Origin of the sequence: Vibrio sp. S/42/10 (assembly GCF_029890535.1) — a bacterium.
Classification (GTDB): domain Bacteria; phylum Pseudomonadota; class Gammaproteobacteria; order Enterobacterales; family Vibrionaceae; genus Vibrio; species Vibrio cyclitrophicus.
Window position 1 is genome coordinate 16344 of sequence record NZ_JAKMZC010000022.1, and the last position, 22854, is coordinate 39197.

At 41.8% G+C, this 22854-nt stretch carries 20 protein-coding genes, 3 pseudogenes and 1 riboswitch; of the genes and pseudogenes, 7 read left to right on the plus strand and 16 right to left on the minus strand.

The features are described from left to right. Positions 1-807: 807 nt before the first annotated feature. Complete coding sequence (locus tag L8S15_RS19220) at positions 808-2352, plus strand: alanine/glycine:cation symporter family protein (protein ID WP_010438482.1); 1545 nt, start codon at positions 808-810, stop codon at positions 2350-2352. 186 nt (positions 2353-2538) lie between these two features. On the opposite strand, the gene L8S15_RS19225 is transcribed toward L8S15_RS19220, so the two are convergent. The 3 genes from L8S15_RS19225 to L8S15_RS19235 all read right to left on the minus strand — a co-directional run bounded on the left by L8S15_RS19225 (position 2539) and on the right by L8S15_RS19235 (position 4024). Continuing rightward, positions 2539-2715 (minus strand): hypothetical protein, encoded by a 177-nt coding sequence (locus L8S15_RS19225; protein ID WP_170962435.1) that lies wholly within the window; start codon positions 2713-2715, stop codon positions 2539-2541. Between the two features lie 275 nt (positions 2716-2990). Continuing rightward, positions 2991-3725, minus strand: coding sequence for a chromosome segregation ATPase (locus L8S15_RS19230; RefSeq protein WP_010438479.1), 735 nt, complete (start codon positions 3723-3725; stop codon positions 2991-2993). Positions 3726-3865: 140 nt separating this feature from the next. Further along, positions 3866-4024 (minus strand): hypothetical protein, encoded by a 159-nt coding sequence (locus L8S15_RS19235; RefSeq protein WP_010438476.1) that lies wholly within the window; start codon positions 4022-4024, stop codon positions 3866-3868. 301 nt (positions 4025-4325) lie between these two features. Next, a riboswitch (glycine riboswitch) is annotated at positions 4326-4459 on the plus strand. Positions 4460-4587: 128 nt separating this feature from the next. On the opposite strand from L8S15_RS19235, the gene L8S15_RS19240 reads away from it, so the two are divergent. Beyond that, positions 4588-5958 (plus strand): sodium:alanine symporter family protein, encoded by a 1371-nt coding sequence (locus L8S15_RS19240; RefSeq protein WP_010438473.1) that lies wholly within the window; start codon positions 4588-4590, stop codon positions 5956-5958. A gap of 62 nt (positions 5959-6020) precedes the next feature. Here the strand turns inward: L8S15_RS19240 and L8S15_RS19245 are convergent, their stop codons facing one another. Then, positions 6021-6656 (minus strand): LysE family translocator, encoded by a 636-nt coding sequence (locus tag L8S15_RS19245; protein WP_010438470.1) that lies wholly within the window; start codon positions 6654-6656, stop codon positions 6021-6023. 297 nt (positions 6657-6953) lie between these two features. On the opposite strand from L8S15_RS19245, the gene L8S15_RS19250 reads away from it, so the two are divergent. Further along, positions 6954-8426, plus strand: a complete 1473-nt coding sequence (locus L8S15_RS19250; protein ID WP_280574717.1) for a carboxypeptidase M32 — start codon at positions 6954-6956, stop codon at positions 8424-8426. Between the two features lie 74 nt (positions 8427-8500). Here the strand turns inward: L8S15_RS19250 and L8S15_RS19255 are convergent, their stop codons facing one another. Both L8S15_RS19255 and L8S15_RS19260 read right to left on the minus strand, forming a co-directional pair. Then, positions 8501-9505 carry a metal-dependent hydrolase gene (locus tag L8S15_RS19255; protein WP_016791673.1) on the minus strand — a complete coding sequence of 335 codons (1005 nt, stop codon included), beginning with the start codon at positions 9503-9505 and terminating at the stop codon, positions 8501-8503. Between the two features lie 226 nt (positions 9506-9731). Then, the gene (locus tag L8S15_RS19260) at positions 9732-10541 is read right to left on the minus strand and encodes a sulfite exporter TauE/SafE family protein (protein ID WP_016791672.1); all 810 of its coding nucleotides are present in this window, start codon (positions 10539-10541) and stop codon (positions 9732-9734) included. A gap of 342 nt (positions 10542-10883) precedes the next feature. Here L8S15_RS19260 and L8S15_RS19265 point away from each other — a divergent pair, with 342 nt between their 5' ends. Both L8S15_RS19265 and L8S15_RS19270 read left to right on the plus strand, forming a co-directional pair. Further along, positions 10884-11861 (plus strand): DUF1852 domain-containing protein, encoded by a 978-nt coding sequence (locus L8S15_RS19265; protein WP_010438459.1) that lies wholly within the window; start codon positions 10884-10886, stop codon positions 11859-11861. A gap of 27 nt (positions 11862-11888) precedes the next feature. Then, positions 11889-12917 (plus strand): methionine synthase, encoded by a 1029-nt coding sequence (locus L8S15_RS19270; RefSeq protein WP_010438456.1) that lies wholly within the window; start codon positions 11889-11891, stop codon positions 12915-12917. 98 nt (positions 12918-13015) lie between these two features. Here the strand turns inward: L8S15_RS19270 and L8S15_RS21875 are convergent. The 4 genes and pseudogenes from L8S15_RS21875 to L8S15_RS19290 form a co-directional block, all read right to left on the minus strand. Then, positions 13016-13283 (minus strand): annotated as a pseudogene (locus L8S15_RS21875) (hypothetical protein). Positions 13284-13310: 27 nt separating this feature from the next. After that, a complete protein-coding gene (gene cyaB, locus L8S15_RS19280; RefSeq protein WP_010438453.1) occupies positions 13311-13862 on the minus strand; it encodes a class IV adenylate cyclase in 552 nt (183 codons plus the stop codon). Positions 13863-13951: 89 nt separating this feature from the next. Then, positions 13952-14172, minus strand: a pseudogene (locus L8S15_RS19285) (hypothetical protein); the annotation flags it as partial. A gap of 67 nt (positions 14173-14239) precedes the next feature. Then, the gene (locus tag L8S15_RS19290) at positions 14240-14593 is read right to left on the minus strand and encodes a YkgJ family cysteine cluster protein (protein ID WP_080573678.1); all 354 of its coding nucleotides are present in this window, start codon (positions 14591-14593) and stop codon (positions 14240-14242) included. A 114-nt stretch (positions 14594-14707) separates the two neighbouring features. Here L8S15_RS19290 and L8S15_RS19295 point away from each other — a divergent pair. Then, positions 14708-14947: pseudogene (locus L8S15_RS19295) on the plus strand (transposase); the annotation flags it as partial. A 118-nt stretch (positions 14948-15065) separates the two neighbouring features. Here L8S15_RS19295 and L8S15_RS19300 read toward each other — a convergent pair. The 6 genes from L8S15_RS19300 to L8S15_RS19325 all read right to left on the minus strand — a co-directional run bounded on the left by L8S15_RS19300 (position 15066) and on the right by L8S15_RS19325 (position 20045). After that, positions 15066-15539, minus strand: a complete 474-nt coding sequence (locus L8S15_RS19300; protein ID WP_010438444.1) for a response regulator — start codon at positions 15537-15539, stop codon at positions 15066-15068. Further along, positions 15526-16881, minus strand: coding sequence for an ATP-binding protein (locus L8S15_RS19305; protein WP_016797490.1), 1356 nt, complete (start codon positions 16879-16881; stop codon positions 15526-15528). Before L8S15_RS19305 ends, L8S15_RS19300 begins: the two co-directional genes overlap by 14 nt. 6 nt (positions 16882-16887) lie before the next feature. Then, positions 16888-18306 carry an SLC13 family permease gene (locus tag L8S15_RS19310; RefSeq protein WP_016768662.1) on the minus strand — a complete coding sequence of 473 codons (1419 nt, stop codon included), beginning with the start codon at positions 18304-18306 and terminating at the stop codon, positions 16888-16890. A gap of 448 nt (positions 18307-18754) precedes the next feature. Beyond that, the gene (locus tag L8S15_RS19315; protein WP_010438436.1) at positions 18755-19414 is read right to left on the minus strand and encodes a Bax inhibitor-1 family protein; all 660 of its coding nucleotides are present in this window, start codon (positions 19412-19414) and stop codon (positions 18755-18757) included. A gap of 128 nt (positions 19415-19542) precedes the next feature. Continuing rightward, a complete protein-coding gene (locus L8S15_RS19320; RefSeq protein WP_280574729.1) occupies positions 19543-19764 on the minus strand; it encodes a DUF2059 domain-containing protein in 222 nt (73 codons plus the stop codon). Continuing rightward, the gene (locus L8S15_RS19325) at positions 19761-20045 is read right to left on the minus strand and encodes a hypothetical protein (RefSeq protein WP_280574731.1); all 285 of its coding nucleotides are present in this window, start codon (positions 20043-20045) and stop codon (positions 19761-19763) included. Before L8S15_RS19325 ends, L8S15_RS19320 begins: the two co-directional genes overlap by 4 nt. Positions 20046-20761: 716 nt before the next feature. On the opposite strand from L8S15_RS19325, the gene L8S15_RS19330 reads away from it, so the two are divergent. Then, the gene (locus L8S15_RS19330) at positions 20762-22585 is read left to right on the plus strand and encodes a M4 family metallopeptidase (protein WP_010438431.1); all 1824 of its coding nucleotides are present in this window, start codon (positions 20762-20764) and stop codon (positions 22583-22585) included. Positions 22586-22854 lie beyond the last annotated feature (269 nt).

Genomic DNA, 22854 nt, shown 5'->3' on the forward strand with positions numbered 1-22854 from the left:
ATGCAGTTACAAGTCCAGAAAATCGATGATTTGATTAATGGGAATGTTTAAACAACACGTTTATTGATCATCAGAAAGCAGTGACACAAAAGCTCTTATAAAGAGCTTTTTGTCTTCCTATCGGGATAGTATTTAAATAAGTAGTCCGGCGAGCTATACACAACAAAATCAACATACGCGATAAAATCAATAGCAACATTTTCATAAGTCAGTTTCAGCCTCCCCTTCATTTTCTTTCATCTTTCATCTTTCATCACCCATGATGAAAGCTCGAAAGTCTCAAGCCACTAACTTATCAACTTTTTGTCTCTTTTAAACATCCAAATTGCTGTGAGCTTCATATTTGGGTCATAAACATGACCACCAATTATCAAAACCTTACGAGGTCCACTCAGCGGCAGGTTAATCAGAGTTTACGTATCTAGCCCACTAAGATGCTCTGCCAATAGCTTTAAAAGTCAGTCCTGTTGACTAGAAAGTGGTCATAGATCAGCAAATAATTACAAAACATGACCAAATGTAAAATTATTGTAAAAAATTCTTTAACGCCATTGCGTTTGTGTATAAGATTATCAATAAGACTTTGGTATAACCAACGCCAGAGGTATTGATAACATAAACTCTATTGAAAGGATGTTCATATAAAGTGTGACCAATGTTCATATCTATTTCTTATTTTGACTTAGCTACATCCCTTTTTGTTGCTGTCTAAAGAAATAGATAAGTTATTGAACTAACGACAAATTGAAAATAAAAAATAAATTCAGTATGACAATCGAAATTTATAAAATAAAGACAGGGAAAACCATGAAAAATATACGTGAACTATTCTTGGGGTTAATCTTATTATTTAGTACCAGCGCTTTTGCAGAAGAAGCTGGATCATTTAAGCAGTCAATTAGCAATTTAAGTCAAAGTGTTGATGGCTTTTTCAACGACTACACGGGGTGGTTTGTTGGATTAATATTTAAAAGTGTACCGGTTGGAGAAGCAAACTTCCCAGTCATTGTTGGCTGGCTCTTACTCGCCGCTATTATCTTCACTGTATATTTTGGCTTTGTTCAATTTAAACGCGTTGGTATGGCCATAGACATTATTAAAGGTAAATATACCGACCCTAACACCAAAGAAGACGGGGAAGTATCCCACTTTCAAGCGTTAACAACAGCGCTTTCTGGAACCGTAGGGCTTGGTAATATTGCCGGCGTTGGTGCTGCGCTTGCGATTGGTGGTCCGGGTGCGACATTCTGGATGATCTTGTGTGGCCTGCTAGGTATGGCTTCTAAGTTTTGTGAGTGTACCTTAGGTGTAAAATACCGAACTATCCTACCTTCTGGTGTTGTTTCAGGTGGTCCAATGTACTACCTAAGCCAAGGTCTAAGCGAAAGAGGATTAGGTGGATTAGGTAAAGCCCTTGCTATTGGTTTTGCGTTAATGTGTATTTTGGGTGCACTTGGTGGCGGTAACATGTTCCAAGCTAACCAAGCACATGCCATGTTAACTTACGCATTTGATGTACCGAGCGAATACGGTGTCATTACTGGCCTTGTACTAGCCGCTTTAGTTTTTTCTGTGATTGTTGGTGGTATGCCTTCGATTGCATCGGTAACGGAAAAAGTTGTTCCTTGGATGGCTGCTCTTTACATTGGTATGGCGCTCATTGTTATCGGTTCTAATCTTGATCAAGTTGGTAATGCATTTAGCGCTATCTTCTCAGGTGCATTTACTGGTGAAGGTGTTGTAGGCGGATTTATAGGTGCGTTAATCCAAGGTCTGAAACGTGCTACGTTCTCAAACGAAGCGGGTGTAGGTTCAGCGGCAATCGCTCACTCAGCAGTAAAAACGAAAGAGCCAATCACAGAAGGTCTTGTATCATTATTAGAACCATTCGTTGATACGGTAATCATTTGTACAATGACAGCATTGGTTATCACTATCGCCGGCTTGAACACTGGCCCATACGATGGAACAGGTTTAACAGGTGTAACACTGACTGCTGCATCATTTACTGAAACTGCAGAAGTGTTTAAATACACACTAGCACTCGCTGTTATCATGTTTGCATTTTCGACGATGATTTCTTGGTCATACTATGGTCTTAAGGCGTGGACTTACCTATTTGGTGAAGGCAAAACAACAGAACTAATTTTTAAAGTGATGTTTTGTGTGTTTGTTGTTATTGGTGCCACGATTCAATTCGGCGCGGTAATCGACTTCTCTGATGCGGCTATCTTTGCGATGTCTATCTTTAACATCCTTGGCCTATACTTCTTGATGCCAGTTGTGAAGAAAGAACTGCAATCATTTGTTGCTCGCGTTAAATCAGGCGAAATCAAAACTTACGAGAAGTAGTTTGTAGCAAAATGATATTGTTCTAAAACAGTCACTTCTAGGAAGTTACCCTTTTGCTTGAGAAAGCAAGAACAATAATGATACTAATCTGGAATCCCTGCCAACTTTGTTGGTGGGGATTTTTTATGTTTGACTCAAATGAATAGTTTACTTGTGTGCTGTTTAGTAATAGCCGTCACATATAAACTATTGCTGATGATCGAGCTCCTGAGGTACTTTATTCACTCTTGCGCTTTGTGATGTATCTTCATCAACTCTTTTCGCTAGCGCTTCAATATCTATGATTTTCGCCTCTTTAAGTGGCGAATGGCAATCATCAAAGCAATAAACTATTGGGCAGTTTTCGCATTCGTATTCATGCATTATTTCATCCTTCCTTAGACATCTATTGAGTCACGAAGTAATAGTAAACCGCGGTCTTATCCTTGAGCGCGACTATTATGCTGCTTTCTGGTTACCTAAATATGTATGCAAAGTCACCAAAAAATCAACTAATTGCATATGATAATAAATTTTAGGGGGCAATTCACAGATTGTCGCGTTAAGTAACGCAAAAACGCCCACATCTTTAACATGATGTGGGCGTTTGAATACTAGCAGTCAAACAAGTTAATTGCTGATGAGATTAAGCACTAAGCTTATAAGCCCATCTCTTCGGTTAGTGTTTTGATTTGTTTGAGGTCCATCGTATGAACTTCAATCATTTGTCTGATATCACTCAATCGAGAATTAGCATTATCTTGTTTCTCACAAGCGTCAGATTTCGCATCCCATGACGTGCCGTCTAAGAAAACATCACATGCTTGTTTCAAAGAACCAAGTTTCTGTTCGATGTCATCTCTTTCTTTCTCGAGTTTTTCAAGTTCTTGAGATATCTGTAGTTCTTTGCGAAAAAGTTCACGTGAGCGTTCAAACAAGGTGGACTGCATATCAGCCTGACGATTGAGTTTCTGATTGTCTTGTTGAGTTTTCTCTAACGCTTGTTTCTGTTCGTTTATCTGTTGTTCTAGCGAGTAGTTCGCCTTCTCCAAAACTGCAGACTGTTTCGCTAAATCTTGGAGTTCTTTTTGATGCTCTGCTGATTGTTGCTTTAGCGCAGTTTCTACTTTCGCATCGATTTCCGTGTCAACTTTTGCCACCTTAGTTTCTACTGATGTCATTAATTGCTTTTTACTTTCATTCAGTTCTTGGTAACGTGTTTCGAGTACTTGATAAGTGGACTCCCACTTTGACGCCGTGATTGTAGAACCGATCAAGCCACCTAAAGCCAGACCAATAACAGCGGCAATACCTATGTAAAGCTGACTGCGCTTATCTCGTTCTTCAATAACAACCACTTCATCTTGTTCGCTTTGTCCAGATTGCTGGTTCACTAGCGGGTACTCCCAAAAATATGTTTAACGTTACGCGGTCACTGGTACTAATTACCAATACTGATCCTATCACCTAAGTTGTCGATACATCACTTAGGTTCCATATCCACTCGTTCGCTATCATTTGAACGCAACAGCGTCTAACGAGCTAGCTCCGAAATCATCAAACTGGCGGTATATAAAAGAAAGCTGCTAACAATAACGATAACTACCCCTTTTTGTACTTTTTCGTTTGTCCGGAAACGAAACAGCACGAATGCCAAAGCCAATAAAAAAACAATCGCTATTAGTCGAGTCATAACTCCTCCTTGTTTTTCTATTTTATACCATTTAAATAAGCAAGTTACGTCAGAGTCTCGTTGTTTGATCATTTAGTTGAACAACATTTGTGCAAACAGACATTTTGTAGCTGACATCACATTTTATATGATCTAGGATACGCCTACAGATTACCTAATTATTTAGGTAATTGTTCCGATGAAGACTGCAGGAGAGTGGTTTTTAACTAAATTTTAACATTTAGTTAGATTAACCCGCCGAAGAAGTAAATCTTTCAGGCGCTTTGTGCTGGAGAAATCCAGAAAAGTGAGGACTGTTGTTGGAGGAACCTCTGGAGAGAATCGTACTACTTTGTTGTAGAAAACGGTCGCCGAAGGAGCAAGCTTAGTGCCCATTACTTATCTATAAGTGATTCGCTAAGTGAAACTCTCAGGCAAAAGGACAGAGGAGTGGAAAGCAACAGCCTTAATTACCAGAAGAATTCTATCTAGAAATCAGTATGTATTAAGTGGTGCTATCGATCCCTGTGATCTGCACTGCCTTCCCTCTTCTCCTTAAATTTTTAATTTATTAAGGGGAATCTATGAACCACCTACAAGCTACACTACAAACCATCAACCAATTCGTTTGGGGACCACCACTGCTTATTCTGCTAGTGGGTACAGGTATCTATTTTACTTTTCGCTTAGGCCTACTCCAGTTTAGACACCTCCCAACCGCGCTAAAAATGGTATTTAGCAAAGACAAATCTGGTACAGGTGACGTATCTAGCTTCGCCGCTTTGTGTACAGCGCTTTCAGCAACTATTGGTACGGGTAATATCGTTGGTGTAGCGACCGCAATCAAGATTGGTGGCCCTGGTGCCCTATTCTGGATGTGGCTTGCTGCTGTATTTGGTATGGCGACCAAATACGCAGAATGTCTACTTGCTGTTAAATACCGTAGAACCGATAGTAATGGCGAAATGGTTGGCGGCCCAATGTACTACTTGCAATACGGTGTCGGCTCAAGAGTCTTAGCGGTGATGTTCGCTGTTTTCGCTTTGGGTGTTGCCTGCTTCGGTATTGGTACCTTCCCACAAGTTAACGCTATCTTAGACGCGACTGAAATTTCCTTTGGTGCTTCGCGTGAAATGTCTGCTGTCGTTCTTACGATATTGGTGGCAGTGGTAACCCTTGGTGGCATTCAATCTATCGCTAAGGTGGCAGGAAAAGTAGTACCTACTATGGCTATCATGTACATCGTTGCGTGTTTAAGCGTTCTGATTTCAAACGCCGATCAACTACTGAATGCTATTACCCTTGTTATCACCTCTGCATTTACCAACACAGCAGCAACGGGCGGTTTCTTTGGAGCAAGTATCATGCTTGCTATACAATCTGGCATTGCTCGTGGTGTGTTCTCGAATGAGTCAGGCCTAGGTAGTGCGCCTATGGCTGCAGCAGCGGCAAAAACGGACTCGTGCGTGAAGCAAGGCCTTATCTCGATGACAGGTACCTTCTTTGATACCATCATCATCTGTACGATGACGGGGTTAGCACTTATTTTAACGGGTGCTTGGCAAACAGACCTATCTGGTGCTGCAATGACCACTCATGCATTCGCTGTGGGTTTGAATGCCGATACTTTAGGTCCAATGTTGGTTTCGATTGGCCTGATCTTCTTCGCGTTTACAACCATCCTAGGTTGGAACTACTACGGTGAGCGTTGCGTTGTTTTCTTACTAGGTACCAAAGCAGTGTTACCTTACAAAATCATCTTCATCGCATTGGTTGCTTCTGGTGCATTCTTGAAGCTCGATATGATCTGGATAATGGCTGATATCGTGAATGGCCTAATGGCAATTCCGAACCTAATCGGACTTATCTTGCTACGTAACGTCGTCATAGAAGAAACCAAGCTATTCTTCAAACCTTTAGCTTCCTCAAATGATTGCGAAGCCGTTAGAACATAATTTAAATTGGACGATCAAAAAACCCGCATTGATATGCGGGTTTTCATTGAAACTAAATTAGCTTAGGTAGGGTCTTCCATCAAAAGCTTAACACCCAGTCCTACCAGTACCATACCAGTGACCCCTTCCATCCATTTCATGAAGCTTGCATTCTTTAACAAGTTCTTAGCCGAGTTAAGTGCGCCAGCCAAGCTACATTGCCATACCATCGCAATCATAAAGTGCACGGAAGCCATCAACATAGATTGTAGTAAAGGCGAACCTTCTGGGTTTACAAACTGAGGCAGAAAAGCCAAATAAAATACCGCCGTTTTCGGGTTCAAAACATTAGACAAGAAACCTTCTCGCAACGAGCGTTTTGTACTGTATGCCTGTTGAGCTTGCTCACCAACATTCATTCCACCGCCGTTTTTCATCAAAGCTCGTAAACTGCTTAAACCAAGCCAAATTAGGTAAACCGCGCCTACCATTTTAACAGCTTGAAAAAGTTCAGCTGATTGAGCAAGAATCGCAGAGATCCCCACAGCAGAGAAAAACGCATGCACATAAAGGCCGCTACAAATACCAAAGCTCGTCATACAGCCATCGGCTAAGCCTGAGCGGCTAGTATTACGAATCACTAATGCCGTGTCTAAACCCGGTGTTAGCGTTAAAATAGTGATGGCAATCAGAAATGCCTCAAAGTTCAAAATATCCATATCATTATCATTCTTGTTCAGCGAGTTATCATCAATACCGTGTATCTGGATAATTCGCAAGTAACAATTGCCATTGTCTATACAACTCACTGATTTTGTGCACAATGGTACAGTCTAATTTGTTAAAAAATAGTAAATTGATGGCATCGTACTGCTTCATACTTTTAAAACTATATCTTCTACTGTGAAATACAACATTATTAAAAGCAGAGCCATAATCCAAGTACACTAGAAAAGAGTTCATGCCTTGGCCCTGCCATTAAAATCATTTAAAGAAACCAAATTAAGAGTAGTCAAATGAGCGCATTCAAAAAACTAGTCGAACACTCTCAAAAGTGTTCACGCTTTCAACATCTCGCCTCTATTTGTAGTTGGGACCAAGCTTCCATGATGCCATCTGGGGGAAACCAAGCTCGTAGTGAAGCGATGGCCGAGCTATCTGTTCATATTCACGGCCTAATGACTCAGCCACAGCTTGGTGATTGGATTTCAGCCGCTGAAAACGAAACTTTGAATAACGAACAACAATCATCTCTGCGTGAAATAAAACGCCAATGGCAACAAGCTAACCTACTTCCAGAAAAACTGGTTGAAGCAAAATCTCTCGCAGGTTCAAAGTGTGAACATGCATGGCGTAGCCAACGTGGTAACAACGACTGGGTTGGATTCGAAAAGAACTGGCGTGAAGTGGTTGAGTTATCTCGTGAAGAAGCACAAATCCGCGCAGATGCCGCTAACCTAACACCATATGATGCCATGCTTGATATCTATGAACCGGGCACTAGCTCTGCTTCACTGGATATCTTATTTGCAGACGTTAAAACCTGGCTACCAAGTTTGATAGACGAAGTAATCGAAAAGCAATCAAGCGAGCAACTTAACGCGCCATCTGGTATCTATTCGACCGAGAAACAGAAAGCACTGGGCTTAGAAGTTATGAAGCTGCTTCAGTTCGATTTCGAACACGGCCGATTAGATGAAAGTGTTCACCCATTCTGTGGCGGTGTGCCTTCTGACGTGCGTATCACAACGCGCTACGACGAAGCTGAGTTCGTTCAAAGCTTAATGGGGATCGTACATGAAACAGGACACGCACGTTACGAACAAGGCTTACCAAAACACCTAGCAGGTCAACCTGCGGGTGAAGCTCGCTCGATGGGTATCCATGAATCTCAGTCTTTGTTCTTCGAGATGCAAGTTGGTCGCAGCGACCCGTTCATTGGACATTTAGCATACATGGCTGGTCAACAGTTCTCAGGCTCTGAATTTGAAAAAGATAACTTCCAGAAGATCTATACTCGCGTGAAGAAAGACTTCATCCGTGTTGATGCCGATGAGCTGACCTACCCAGCACACGTCATTTTACGTTACGAGATTGAGCGTGATTTGATCAACGGTAAGATCAAACACACCGATGTCCCTGAACTTTGGAACACTAAGATGCAGTCTTACCTTGGTTTAAGCACTCAAGGCAACTTCACTGATGGCTGTATGCAAGACATCCACTGGACAGACGGCGCATTCGGCTATTTTCCATCTTATACACTAGGTGCGATGTACGCGGCTCAGTTCATGGCTTCAATGAAGAAAACTGTTGATGTGAACTCTGTGATTGAAAGTGGTGATCTTTCACCTATCTTCACTTGGTTAGAATCAAATATTTGGAGCAAAGGCAGCTTGCTGACCACCGATGATTTAGTGAAAGGTGCAACCGGTGAGACTTTAAATGCGCAATACTTCAAAGATCATTTGAGAAGTCGTTACCTATAGTTTTCTATTAGACAGCAGAAAAACAAAGGCTGAGCAGATTATCTGACTCAGCCTTTTTACTGTTTAGAACTAGGTCATTTATCGCCAGTGAGCATACCGAAAAAGATCTGTCTCGATTCTGGAGTGTTATCTCTGTGCGTTTCGTATTTTACATGGGTGTTAACATCAACAGTTTTTGATAGCTTGATGCTCCATAGTGCTTTCATTTGATTCGGTACAATTGAATATCGGACGTCGATAATACGCAGCTCATCTGCTGGGTCCTGCGCAATGTAGCCATTAGAAAACCAGCGGAAGCGCTCAATGTCTTTGGCTTGTTGAGAATCAAGGTCAAGCCAAGGTAAATCCCTGCCAACGTTCAGCTTAGCGATCGACTCTCCGGGATACGTGCTTACCGATGTACCAACCCGCACTGCGTCTACATGATAATGAGCCTCTGTTTCGTACACTACTTTCCAAACCAGAATGTTAGCAAAGCTCGGTTTTGCCTCTAATCGAATCGGCGTGTGTTGTCTTTCTTCCGCTAATTGCCACCCAATCGCCTCTGCCCTATCTCGCTGAATCATCCCTAATGTTGGGTAAACCAAAGCCCAAGTAAATGCGACACGCGCTAGCCAAGGCGCTCGTTTCAACGTTGCAAACACAAGTAAAATTAAGATGGGAAGCGTATAAACAGGATCGATTATTGATATGGTATTCCAAGCAAAACGCGCGTTGGTCAAAGGCCAAAGTAACTGCGTGCCATAAGTGGTACAAGCGTCTAACAGTGCATGAGTGCCATAACCCAGAGCACAAAACAGCCAGCTTTGTTTGAAAGAAAGCCCGCGCCTTTTTGCAATGAGATGATGCAGAGCCAAAGCACAGATCAAACTGCCAATGGGGATGAAAAAAAGTGAGTGGGTAAATTGTCGATGAAATTCCAAAGCCAACAAAGGGTCACTTTGAGATTTAATCAGTGCATCTAAATCTGGAGCCAATCCAGAGAGTAGACCTAATACCCCAGCGACAACCAAGTTCTGTTTTCTGCTTGCCGACTGTGACAAAGAAGCGCCTAATACGCCCTGCGTTAAAGGATCCATAAACCACTCATTGATAGCATTCCGTTGAATCAAACAAGATACATTTAGCTATAGCAGTGAATCGTTCATAACTAAACAGTTTTATCAATATACTCATGTACATAGCTGTATAAGCATAGACCGAGAGATAAAAAAGAGCAGTTATGAAACTGCCCTTTTCTAATTATTGGTAGTTGATCAACTTATTCGTTTTTGCTCCATATATTCATACTTGAGCGATCTTTTATTAACGAGAAACCATGCTTGCCGCGATAACCACCAACAATACTGAAAAGATTTTCTTAATCGTTGGAACCGGTAAATGGTTGGTTGCTTTTGCACCTAACGGAGCCGTAAACCAAGAAGTGCATATTATACCCAGCAACGCAGGCAGATAAACAAAGCCAGCAAATCCATCAGTTAGAGCAAACTGGCTGCTGCCTGAACTGATGTAGCCGATTGAACCAAATAACGCGATCACAATGCCACAAGCAGACGCACAACCGATCGCCTTTTTCATATCGACCGAAAAGAACGTAAGCAATGGAACGAGTAACGCACCGCCACCAATCCCTATCATTGCAGACAAGCCGCCAGTAATGGTTGTCAGCACCGTTAACACACCTTTATTCGGTAGTTTTCGTTCTTTAGGCGCGTCGCTTTTGCTGCTTAAGAACATCTTAATCGCGATAAGAACCACACTCACTGCAAACACGATACGAACAACTTTTTCCGGCAATAACGCCGCCATAAATCCACTAACCAGTGCTCCTAGAGCAACACCGAGCATGATCCAAGGTGCCAAATCCCAAGGCACGTTTCCATTCTTGTGGTGAGCAAGCGCAGAAGAAGTAGAAGTAAATAGAATCGAGGCCAAGGAAGTCGCAATCGCAGCGACAACAACTTGATCGGACGGTAGAACTTCTAAATAAAGTAAAATGCTGCTTAACACCGGAACAATGATCAGCCCTCCGCCAATCCCTAACAAACCAGCTAGAAACCCAACACCACTGCCTAATAGTGCACAGTATAAAATCAACAACAGCAACTCACTCATTTCGTCCATCTCTTAATTAAATTAATCGTCTCAAATAACATACTTTTAATGTGGTTATATATCCATCATGCTAATTAATATAACTGACACCAGCTCAAATTTTCAAACATAATAGATCATGAATATTCCTCATGTTGAATGTGAAGTAATACCATTATTAATCACCCATTGAACAACGTATAAAAACCTTAAGCGATTAACTTTATATGAAATTAATTCTAATAAGCATTAATTTAAGACAGCATAGCCTTCGATTCTTAATCCGGTCACAAGCAAAAAATAAAAGCCGTTTTAATACTAAAGACCGAGAGAATCAGAAAAAAATTGGGATACTAAATCAGCATGAATAAAGAATTTAATTTTACGATTAAAAGCATTAGCCTCGACGAAAATTACCAACCAGCAGATAGCACGCGCATCACCACCAACTTTGCGAACTTAGCGAGAGGCGATAACCGCCAATCTAACTTACGCAACGCGCTACAGATGATTGACAACAGTTTCAACGCCTTAGCACATTGGGACAACCCAAAGGGCGACCGCTACTCTGTAGAGCTTGAAATCGTTTCTGTTGATATGGATATTGAGAGTAGTGGCGAAGCGTTTCCTTCAATTGAAGTGCTGAAAACAAACATTCTTGATCAAAAAACTGGCGAGAGAATAGAAGGTATTGTGGGAAATAACTTCTCTTCGTATGTTCGAGATTATGACTTTAGCGTACGTCTATTGGATCATAATAAAGGCCAAGATAAATTCAGCATTCCAGAAGATTTTGGGGATTTACACGGCAAGCTTTTTAAATATTTCGTTAACTCTGACGCTTACAAAAAGAACTTTAATAAACCACCTGTTATATGCTTAAGCGTATCAGATAATAAAACCTATTACCGCACTGAAAACCAACACCCAGTATTAGGTTTTGAATACCAACCGAATGAGTCTTCTTTAACTGAGCAATATTTCAAGAAGATGGGCTTACAAGTTCGTTATTTCATGCCACCAAATAATGTTGCTCCTCTGGCTTTCTATTTCTTTGGTGATCTACTTAACGATTACTCGAACCTAGAACTTATCAGCACCATCAGCACTATGGGTACGTTCCAGAAAATCTACCGTCCTGAGATTTACAACGCGAACGCGGTTGCGGGCAACTGTTACCAACCAAACTTGAAAAACTTGGACCACTCGCTAACTCAAATCGTGTATGACCGAGAAGAGCGCAGCAAACTCGCAATAGAGCAAGGTAAGTTCGCTGAAGAAAATTTCATTAAGCCATACCAATCAGTTCTAGAGAACTGGTCTGCAAATTACGCACTTTAGTCCCACCTGAATTAGGCAGTATTAAATATGAAAACACTATTACCGACTTCAACAGCGGGCAGTTTGCCGAAACCGTCTTGGCTTGCACAACCAGAGACGCTTTGGTCGCCATGGAAACTTCAAGGCGACGAACTCACAGACGGCAAACAAGATGCGCTGCGTGTCTCCCTGCACGAGCAGCAGCAAGCAGGCATTGATATTGTGAGTGACGGCGAACAAACACGTCAGCACTTTGTAACGACCTTCATCGAACACTTGAATGGCGTTGATTTTGAAAAGCGTGAAACCGTTAAAATCCGCAACCGTTATGATGCGAGTGTGCCTACAGTAGTTGGCCCAGTTTCTCGTCAGAAGTCCGTTTTTGTCGAGGATGCTAAATTTTTACGTCAGCAAACGGACCAACCAATTAAATGGGCTCTGCCGGGGCCGATGACGATGATAGATACGCTTTACGATGCGCATTACAAAAGCCGTGAAAAGCTCGCGTGGGAATTTGCGAAGATCCTCAACGAAGAAGCGAAAGAGCTAGAAGCTGCAGGCGTTGATATTATTCAGTTCGATGAACCTGCGTTTAACGTATTTTTTGATGAAGTGAATGATTGGGGCATCGCTTGTTTAGAAAGAGCTATTGAAGGGCTTAAGTGCGAAACAGCAGTACATATTTGTTATGGCTACGGCATTAAAGCAAATACGGATTGGAAAAAGACATTAGGCACAGAGTGGCGCCAATACGAAGAGGTATTTCCTAAGCTGCAGCAATCGAATATCGATATTATCTCTTTAGAGTGTCACAACTCTCATGTGCCTCTTGAGCTACTTGAGCTGGTTCGAGGCAAGAAAGTAATGGTCGGTGCGATTGATGTGGCTACCGATTCCATTGAAACACCAGAAGAAGTAGCGAGCACTCTACGAGAAACACTTAAGTACGTTGATGCAGACAAGCTCTACCCTTGCACTAACTGCGGTATGGCTCCCCTACCTCGTGAAATTGCCTCAGCGAAGCTTAATGCGCTAAGTGCCGGCGCAGAGATTGTACGTAAAGAGCTTTCAGCGTAACGACTTTTTAACTAAATAAGCTATGCCTTTAAGCCTAAGTATCACATTGATGCTTAGGTTTTTTGTCATGTGAGTTAACGAGCTTTAGACTCGGCCGTTTACCAGGTTTTATCTAGGTCTTGAGCATACAAAGAGAGCGCTCGTTGGCACTCTTTGATTGCTTCGCTATTCGTCGTGGAAACTAAAAGCTCAAGTAACAGCGATATCGCCTGTTGCTCTTGCCTTGGTTGTCGTAAGACCACGCAATCTGCAAATGTGCTTTCGCTGCATAGTTTTCATCAGTGAGTAGCGTTGCCAATAAGTCACGAGACTCTTGATACATTTTTCTTTTCGCAATTCGATTGCTTGTTTGATAATGGTGTCCATAACTCTCCCTGACGCTTAAGCGCTGCGCTATTCGTTCATTTCTTCGAACATCTGTTTGTAAGATTGAGTTTGCAGTGCTGATTGAGTCAGCCCGAACTTACTGGCTAACAACTCAAGCTCACTTTTATAAACAGACAACTTAGATTCATCGTCCGTCATGATCGCAAATTCGGCAAACTCACCAATACCCGCAAGAGAATCGACCGTGATGTGGAACTCTCCAACAAAGTAAATACTGCGAGTTTTCTGCGCTTCAAGAATCACTTCGTAACCCAAGTTATCAAGCATACTCTTAGCATTCGACGCATCGGTGATGTTTGTCGCTTCGCATCGGTCAGACTCTGGGCCTTTTACAATCCATAGTTTGATGCCCGACGGTTCCATAGTACGAATGCACAAACTCTTGTTTTGAGCTTGTAAGCTTCTGTCTGGGCTATCGAAATACCAATCGCACTCAAAGTTATCTTGGAGCATCATTTCATGGGGAATAAGACTCAATGTCTTCAAAAACTCTGATTTAGAATCGAGACGATACTTAAGCTCTACTTCGTATTTACCCTGGAAATGGTCGTTAGTCATAAATTAGCTCGGTGCAAAAAAAGGGATAGTAGCACACCAACAGAACCTGAAATACAAACTGGCGCACAACACGAACTAAAGAAGTGGAACTATGCACGACATGCTAATACACGCTTCCATTCATCTTGGTTCATTGCCCCTTTAGGAAGGTAAATATTGCGTTTTTGCATCGCGCCTTTCGTGTATGAAAGCTTAATAACAGACCCGATACCAAAGGAAGAATATTTCCCTGTAACTTGATATCGCAAGCGTGACCATCGAAACAGACATGATTATTCGAGATTTCAAAAGAGCGATTGCGAAACTGAAAATACGAATAAGTGAGCTATCTTTGGTGCTGATGTGATTGTAGTTCGATCTGTTGGCTATTGAGCCAACTACACTAAAACTTGGCGAGTGTTCCTGATGAAATAATGCACCTGACGTTCAATTTTTAAATCGACCATTTCTACTGGACGACACCCATTTGGACATGCCATACGAGGTGTTGTGCCAAACAATCGACATATTAGTGGCCTTTCTTCATACACTTCGCAACCATTAGGCCCTAAATGCACACAATTATATTCATTTAAGGCAGCTTCATGCTCTGCGTCAGATTTGACTGGTAGTCGCGACATTTCTTCAGATGAAGTCGTTACAGGCCCACAGCAATCATGGCAGCCTTTAACGCATTCAAATGCTGGAATACTCTGACGAAGGTATGCAATTATTTCTCTATTATTGTCCATCAATATCTTCTTCTCATGTAATGCGCGACCATTATAGAGCAATACATAATTCGCTAGAAGTTGAGAATTAACCTAAATCTAAGAACCCGAAGTCATAGAACCATCAACTGAAGAAGCGGGTGGGCGCAAAGCAAACATAATAAGCACGGGAGGCCACGTCGGTTCAGTGATTTAGCTATCACGATTGCGTTCATGGCGAAGAGAGTTTTTTCTATGCCACTGAGAGCGCTGCAAGGATTTATCGACTCGAAATTTAGACTTACCAATGTTCCATTAAGTTGTCCAAATTACACCAGCATCAGTCGTAGAACCAAGCAGGTTGAGGTCTCATTTAAGACTAAAATGAGAGGAGCAATATAGGCACCGAAAGATTAGATCTTTCAAAGACAAAACCCTTCAGAAAGCGTCCTTCGGTGCATACAATTTCAAGCGACTGACATAAATGATTAGCGTAAGTCGCTAACATCAGAAACTAGCGTAAGCGTCTCAACACAACCTGCTGGTCGAGCTCATTCTGATAGTCCGTGTAATCAAGCCCTTGATCAAATATGTACTCAGTGACAAGAGTACGAATGCACTCAACTAATGTGCTTGCTTGCCAAGGCTTTTCAAAGTAACGGTCGATGCCTGCTGCATTAATCGCATTGATGGTATCGGTGTGAGTGGCCTGCCCCGTAAGAAGAATTTTCTTTGTATTCGGAAAGCGGCTGTCATGGAACACGTCAGTGAGTAACTCCACACCCGTTTTTCCCGGCATCACATGATCAGACACGATGACGGTAATGTGTTCGCCTTCTGCGTCAAGTTCATCAATGAGATCAAGCACTTCTTGCGCTGATTCACAATCTTCAATATTCAGCCAACTCGCCAGCGGCTCTAAATCTTGTACCACTGCGCTCAGTACTTCTCTCTGGTCATCGACACAGATTAAATTAAGCTTCTCCATGTTCACCCTCTACTGGTAACTTGATTCTAAATACAGTTTTAGAAGCATCACTTTTCACAATGATACTTCCGCCATAACCCGCCACAATCCGCTTAACTATTGATAAACCCAAGCCCAATCCAAACGATAAACCACCTTTTTTAGTGGTGAAGTTGGGCTGAAATATCTTTCTACGAGTCACCTCGTCTATCTCAGGGCCGTTATTCGTGATCGTAACTAATATTCTTTTCTTACTTAATCTGGTTTGAATTTCTATTGCAGCATCGTCTGAATTCGACATTGCATCACAAGCATTCTTTACAATGTTGACCCAAATCTGAACGAGCTCTGTTTTCGAGCCTTTAAAAGACGGTAAATCCGCAGGGCTCAATCGCACAGATACTCTACGTAACTCACTTTGTAACAACGATAAGGCATGGTTAATGGAGTCGTTAATATCCACCGCTTCTTCGGTGTCAATATCAACTCTGCCAAGTTGTTTAACCGATTTTACGATGCCAACGGTGTGTCTAGATGCCAAACGTAAATCATGTAAATCACAGCCCATCTGCCAAAAACGAATCGCTTCTTCTGGGTTTTTCAGCCAATGTTTTGAAATAATGTCTGTTGCAGATGAAGCGTCAATTGGAATCGCCTTCGCAAGAGAGCGAGCAATGTTTTTGTCTAAGCCATATTTTCTTTCAAATTGTCGCCCACGTGTTCGCGCTTCTGACGACGACGTTTTCTGACCATGCATTAACCCAAAATCGAAAAATTGACTGGCTTCTGGATGCACTTCTTCAAGTAGCTCCATGATGACCGTTTCAAGTCGACCAGATTTACTATTTACTACACCAATAGCGTTGTTAAGCTCATGGGCAATCCCTGCAGCCAATTGACCCAAGGTCGTCATTTGCTCTGCAGTATGTAACTTCTCTAGCGCTTTTTGTTTCGCTATCGCTTCTTGTGTTGCGCGGCGTTGACGACGCGACAACTCATTGACAATCACAGGTGTGAACTGTGCGGTAAGAGGGCCAAATTTACGTTCATCTTCTGCCGGCGTGTCTTTATCGATCCACGCTAACTCAACATCGGTTTTAGCAACAACCGTTGAAGATGCTGTCCAATTACCTGAAAAGAAGCTATGAACACCTATAAAAGCCCCACGACCTGCGCTAAATACTCGCACTTGCGGTGTATTCGCATCGGTATAAAACCCTTCCAGTTCTCCACTAAACACATAATATAAACGAGTGTTTAACGCTGATTGTTCAATAATGGTGTTACCGGCACGGCACGTCACCCGACGTTCTGTCTGATTAAAATAACGATCGATAAGTGCTTCTAGCTTTTGTTGATACACGTATCGTTATCCTATGTGACCAATTGAATGTAGCACCCACACCATAACAAAACTCAGTAGCACACCAACCACACCCAAAATAATACCGATTCTGGCCATTTGATTACTTTGCACATGACCAGTGGCATGAGCCAACGCATTCGGTGGCGTACTGATTGGCAGCGACATACCTAATGAAGCGGCAAAAGTCACAACCAGAATTAACGTTAACTCACCACCTAGTGGCGTGAGTGAGGCCATAGACGACCCTAATGCCGCCATAATTGGCATTAACAAGTTAGCCGTTGCGGTATGAGACATAAAGTTTGCCATTACCAAACACAAGAACGCTGCTCCGAACAACACCACATATGGTGAGTAAGCATCAAACGGAATGCTGTGTACCACGAGCCTTGCTAAGCCAGTTTTATCGAGAGCTAAACCAAGCGCAATACCACCTGATACAAGCCACAATACGTCCCAAGAAATCTTTTTCAGGTCTTCTTTATTGATGATCCCTGTAAGTGAGAACACAGCGACAGGAATCAGAGCGACGGTATAAGAGTTCATGCCATGGCTTGAGCCCATTAACCAAAGAATGATGGTCAGCGCAAAAGTGACGTATACCGCAATGGCTTTGGGCGTTTTAAGGAATTTGCCTTTGATGCTTAGCTCGATTTTCTTTTGGTCAGCTTTGTACATAAAGCCGATTAAAAACCACGCTAACGCCATCATAATAACGACAAACGGCACACCAAATGCCATCCATTCGCCGAACGTAATGAGGTTATCACCAACTAAATATTTAAGTGCGATAGCGTTCGGCGGGGTACCGATTGGGGTACCAATGCCACCGATGTTAGCGGCAACAGGGATACAAAGCGCAAACGCTATACGACCGGGGTCTTTCGGGCCAAACACAGCCAGCACCGGCGTTAAAATAGAGAGCATCATTGCCGTTGTTGCCGTGTTAGACATAAACATCGAAAAGATACCAGTGATCAGCATTAAGCCGAGCATCACAAACTTTGGGTCTTGTCCAAATGGCTTCAATAATACACGGGCTAAGTTTACGTCTAATCGATACTTAGTGGCGGCCATCGCTAAGAAGAAACCCCCCAAAAACAGCATGATGATTGGGCTGGCGAATGTCGCCATGATATCGCTGTATTTTAACAACTCACCAAAATGTTCCTGCCCATGATCAAACCTTAAAAAGATCAGCCCTTTATCCGACAACATCAACAATTGCAGAACGATGATAACAACAGACGTCGCGTAGATCGGGATGGGCTCGAACACCCAGCACAATGCCGCTAATAAAAAGATCGCGATAACGCGTTGTTGAATAATCGTGAGGCCTTCAAATGGAAACGCAGATAGCGGCATTACGAGGATAATGAAAGGAATTAAAATGGGGATAATGTATTTAATATAGGGGCGCATAGCACAAAAACTCTTCCTGAGATAACAACTACTTAGAAATTAGATTTACAGTTCTAATTTGGATCCGACAACGAATTATCGAACTCTTATCACTATCTCACTCTCGGCTAGATCAATGATTACGTAATCGCGATATCCCCTTTTTCGATTTTGTGCGCTACCTCTATGTTTGTATGTCATTTATTGTTGCAATTAAATTCAGGAAAGTGGTTTCTACGTTTCTAATCATAATCCGTTCAAGTTATTCTGGGAATTTTCAAAACAGATCTGTAACTTAAAGTCATGTCCGAAAAATCGGGGGCCACTTCTGATAAAAACGTTGAACAAGCTCACTGGGGAAATTATGAGGGGATCCGTCAGCGCCTTGTTAAGGGGGAAAACGTAATGCCGATACCTCGTTTGAATGTTACTTACAATAAACCACGCTGTATAACACATTACTTGGGAGCTATTTTCGCCCCATAATACGAACAATTCTTAAGAAGAGATTGATGATGTCCATATAGAGTGCTGCTGCACTATCAACCGCATTATCTAAGGTTTTTGGTATTCGATTTGCACGCCCCCAATCATAACCTATGTACCCGCAGAATATGATGACGACCGCCCAATCCAACCACTCTTGATGGATACCAAGCACAAATACCTGGAAGAGTTCAACGACAATAACTGCTATTAATGAAATCGCTAGCACTCCAGAAATTCTCTGGAAAAAAGCAGGGAATATTGTACCTAGCAACATCATGATGCCTGTCACTAAGCCTGTCACCTTAATAGCATCGAGAACCAGAGATGGAGAATAGTTAGATACGACCATATTTATAATAAGTCCAAAAGGGACAACTACGAAGTTGTAACCAACAAAACTAACCAGTGGGTTTGATGACTTGCTAAACAGATAGATTCCGAAGAAGCAACTTGTGAAGTAACCTATAAAAAATATCCAAGGGTTAAACGCAGTGATAGATTCGACAGGTATACTCGATACCATTAGCCAATTTACCCAAAAACCCCAACAAAGAACGGCTCCGATGGTAAGGTTATATAACCTTGAGCTTATTTCTTTTTCACCGGTATTCTTTCGTTCAAAAACATTGGATTCCATCATCTCTAATTATCCTTTCTCAATTAACAGAACATCTTACCCAAATGGCGCAAACAATTAACGTTATCAAACACCCCATACTCTGTTCTAAAAATACCAAACAGCATGCATCAATTTAATTGACACCTTGATTACAGCAATAAAGTAAAACCTTCTTTTTCAAATTTCTTCTTCACTTCTTTAATTGCAATAGGCGCTACTCGCTTGCCCCAAGCTTGGCCTATGCTAAAGCTCTCTTGGACAATGTTAGGCATTATTTTTATGCTCTTTTTCCCCAGTGATGTCTCATAGAAAGCAATAAGCTCTTCGATTTCTTGATTGGTGTAATACTTGTGATAAATGGGAGTCATCATTTGAAGAATCCATTTTTACCTCTTAGTTGCTCTTCAACCACAGAATTAACAGTTCTTTCAATTATTTCAAATTTCTCTTTGGGTATATCAGGGTTATTTTTTGATACGATTACAACCAACTGACTAGTCATCGTTTGAGACATCTGTAATCCAAGGTCAATTGAGCCGGTCATCTCGATGAGCTTAATAATATTATTGTACTTTTCTTCGGTAAGGGGCTGCTCACTAGCATAAATAATTGACGAGAAGAACAGTACACAGACGTAAATTACCTTTCTCATTGTAACCCTTTTAATTTTCATTAAACATAACTATATGAATGCCAAACTTTGCAAAATGATAATCAATCGTAAATTAAAAACTCAATACGGTAAGTGAATATTTTAGGTTGACAAATTTTCCCCTCAAGATAGTCACCAACCAGAAAATTTTCTTTTAGAATAAGAATTCATTCAGTTAATTATCATGTAAACCTTACACGACCCTCCTTATAAATAACAAGAGGTTATATAAATTTAATTATGATCAACCACTAAAATCCAACATTATCCTGCCCAATAATAGGTTATTTACAAAAAACTAAATAACATATCTAGCAATACGTATTAAAAACCTTCATATTGATAGAAAACATAACAAAAAAACCTAAAACAACCTTTGTTGTCAATTTTGTTATTTATTTAAATTTGGATAACTAGCTTGTTGCATAAGGATATTTGAGGCGTGAAATAGAAAATACTGAGTTCAAATAAGGCCACTAATCTCATATATTTACGATAAATAACAAACTTATATTTTATAAAAAACAATTTGATCAATAAGAACTTTTGTAAACTTTGAATTACATACCATAAAATTCAATCTCCTCGATAAACTTGTCATAAATCCAAATGCTCTTCCAATCTTGATTCGCAATGCATGGCATTAGCGTGTTGCATATAGACTTCCTATAAAGCCGTTGGGAAGAAGGAGTTTATATTAAAATCAGGAACGAAAAATGAACCAACAACGTCAACTAAGCTGGAAAATAGCAGCTATTCTAGGTACATCTTTTGGCTTTACTGCACACGCTGCAGAAATGGTCAGAGTCGATAATGATGCATTACTACAACAAAGTCTCGCCGCTCAGTCGAAGAGTGTTGCCCCACTAGAATTAGGTTTTTCTGAAGTAAAACGGGTGGTATTGCCCAATGGGAAAACGAAAGTCCGCTATCAACAAACTCACCGAGGTTTACCCGTCTTTGATACCTCAGTTGTCGCCACCCTTTCCAAGAACCAACCCACTCAAGTGTTCGGTTCCATGGCACAAGGGATCAGTGGAGACCTATCCAGCATCGCACCAAAGCTGAATCAAGAGCAAGCGATAGAAGCCGCACTGTCCGCTCACCGCACGTTTACCGTCGGCAAAAAGTCGATTGAAAATAAAAACGCGAAACTGATGGTGAGACTGGATGAGAACCAAGTCGCTCAAGTGGTGTATCTGGTCGATTTCTTTATCGCGTCTTCTATGCCAGAGCGCCCTTTCTACTTTATTGATGCCACGACTGGCGATGTGCTCCAAAAATGGAATGGGCTAAACCACGCTAAAGCATTAGGTACTGGCCCAGGTGGCAACCTCAAAACCACTCGATATGAATATGGCAGTGACTTCCCTAGCTTTCCCATCGACAAAACAGGCACAACTTGTAAGTTAGAAAATGAATCAGTTAAGACAGTCGATTTGAGGAACGGAACGTCTGGCAGCGCAGCCTACAGCTACAACTGTGCCGACGGAACCAACTACACCGATCATAAATACATCAACGGGGCTTACTCGCCTCTTAACGATGCGCACTACTTTGGGAATGTCGTGTTTGATATGTACAAAGAGTGGATGAACACCTCGCCGTTAACTTTTCAGCTGACGATGCGTGTTCATTACGACACAGATTATGAAAATGCCTTTTGGAATGGCTCATCCATGACATTTGGGGATGGCAAAAACACCTTTTATCCACTGGTCGATATCAACGTAAGTGCTCACGAGGTTAGCCACGGCTTCACCGAGCAAAACTCCGGCTTGGTGTACCAAAACATGTCAGGTGGCATTAACGAAGCGTTCTCCGATATTGCGGGCGAAGCGGCTGAATACTATCTGCGTGGGAACGTGGATTGGGTGGTCGGTAGCGATATCTTCAAATCGGAAGGTGGCTTGCGTTACTTTGATCAACCTTCAAAAGATGGTCGATCGATTGATCATGCCTCTCAATACTACGATGGTTTGAACGTTCACTTATCTAGCGGTGTTTACAACCGTGCCTTTTACCTTTTAGCGAATAAGTCTGGCTGGGATGTGCGTAAGGGTTTCGAGATCTTCACAGTCGCAAACCAATTGTATTGGACGGCAAACAGTACCTTTGACGCTGGTGCTTGTGGTGTTGCGAAAGCCGCAGCAGACATGGGCTATGTGGTTGCCGATGTTGAAGATGCCTTTAACACGGTAGGCGTTAACGGGAGCTGTGGTTCAACGCCACCAACTGGCAATGTATTAACGAAAGGCACACCGATTGCGAACCTAAGCGGGAATCAATCTTCAGAGAGCTTCTACACGTTCACCGTTGATTCTGCATCAAGCGCAACGGTTTCAATGTCTGGTGGTTCAGGTGATGCCGACCTTTATGTGAAATCAGGCAGTAAGCCGACAACCTCAAGCTACGATTGTCGACCTTATCGTGCTGGAAACAACGAGCAGTGTAGTGTGAGCGCTCAGCCGGGTATCACCTACCATGTGTTACTGCGCGGATATTCGAACTATTCTGGCCTAACGTTACGTTTAGATTGAGTTAGAACGAGCCTCTAAACAGGTTATAAAACGAAGAACTAACGGTTAACCGCGAAATAAAAGCCTACTCACTTTGAGTAGGTTTTTTCGTGAAACACCGTAGTAGTTAATAATATTGTAAATTATTTACTGATACGTTTATTAATTTATAAATATCTAGGTTGCTTAGGTATTGTTTTATAAAAACAGTTTAAATTGAGATCCTGTGCTGCACAACGAAACAAAAATAACTGACTAACTTTTGAACACATTCACGTTACTGATAGGTT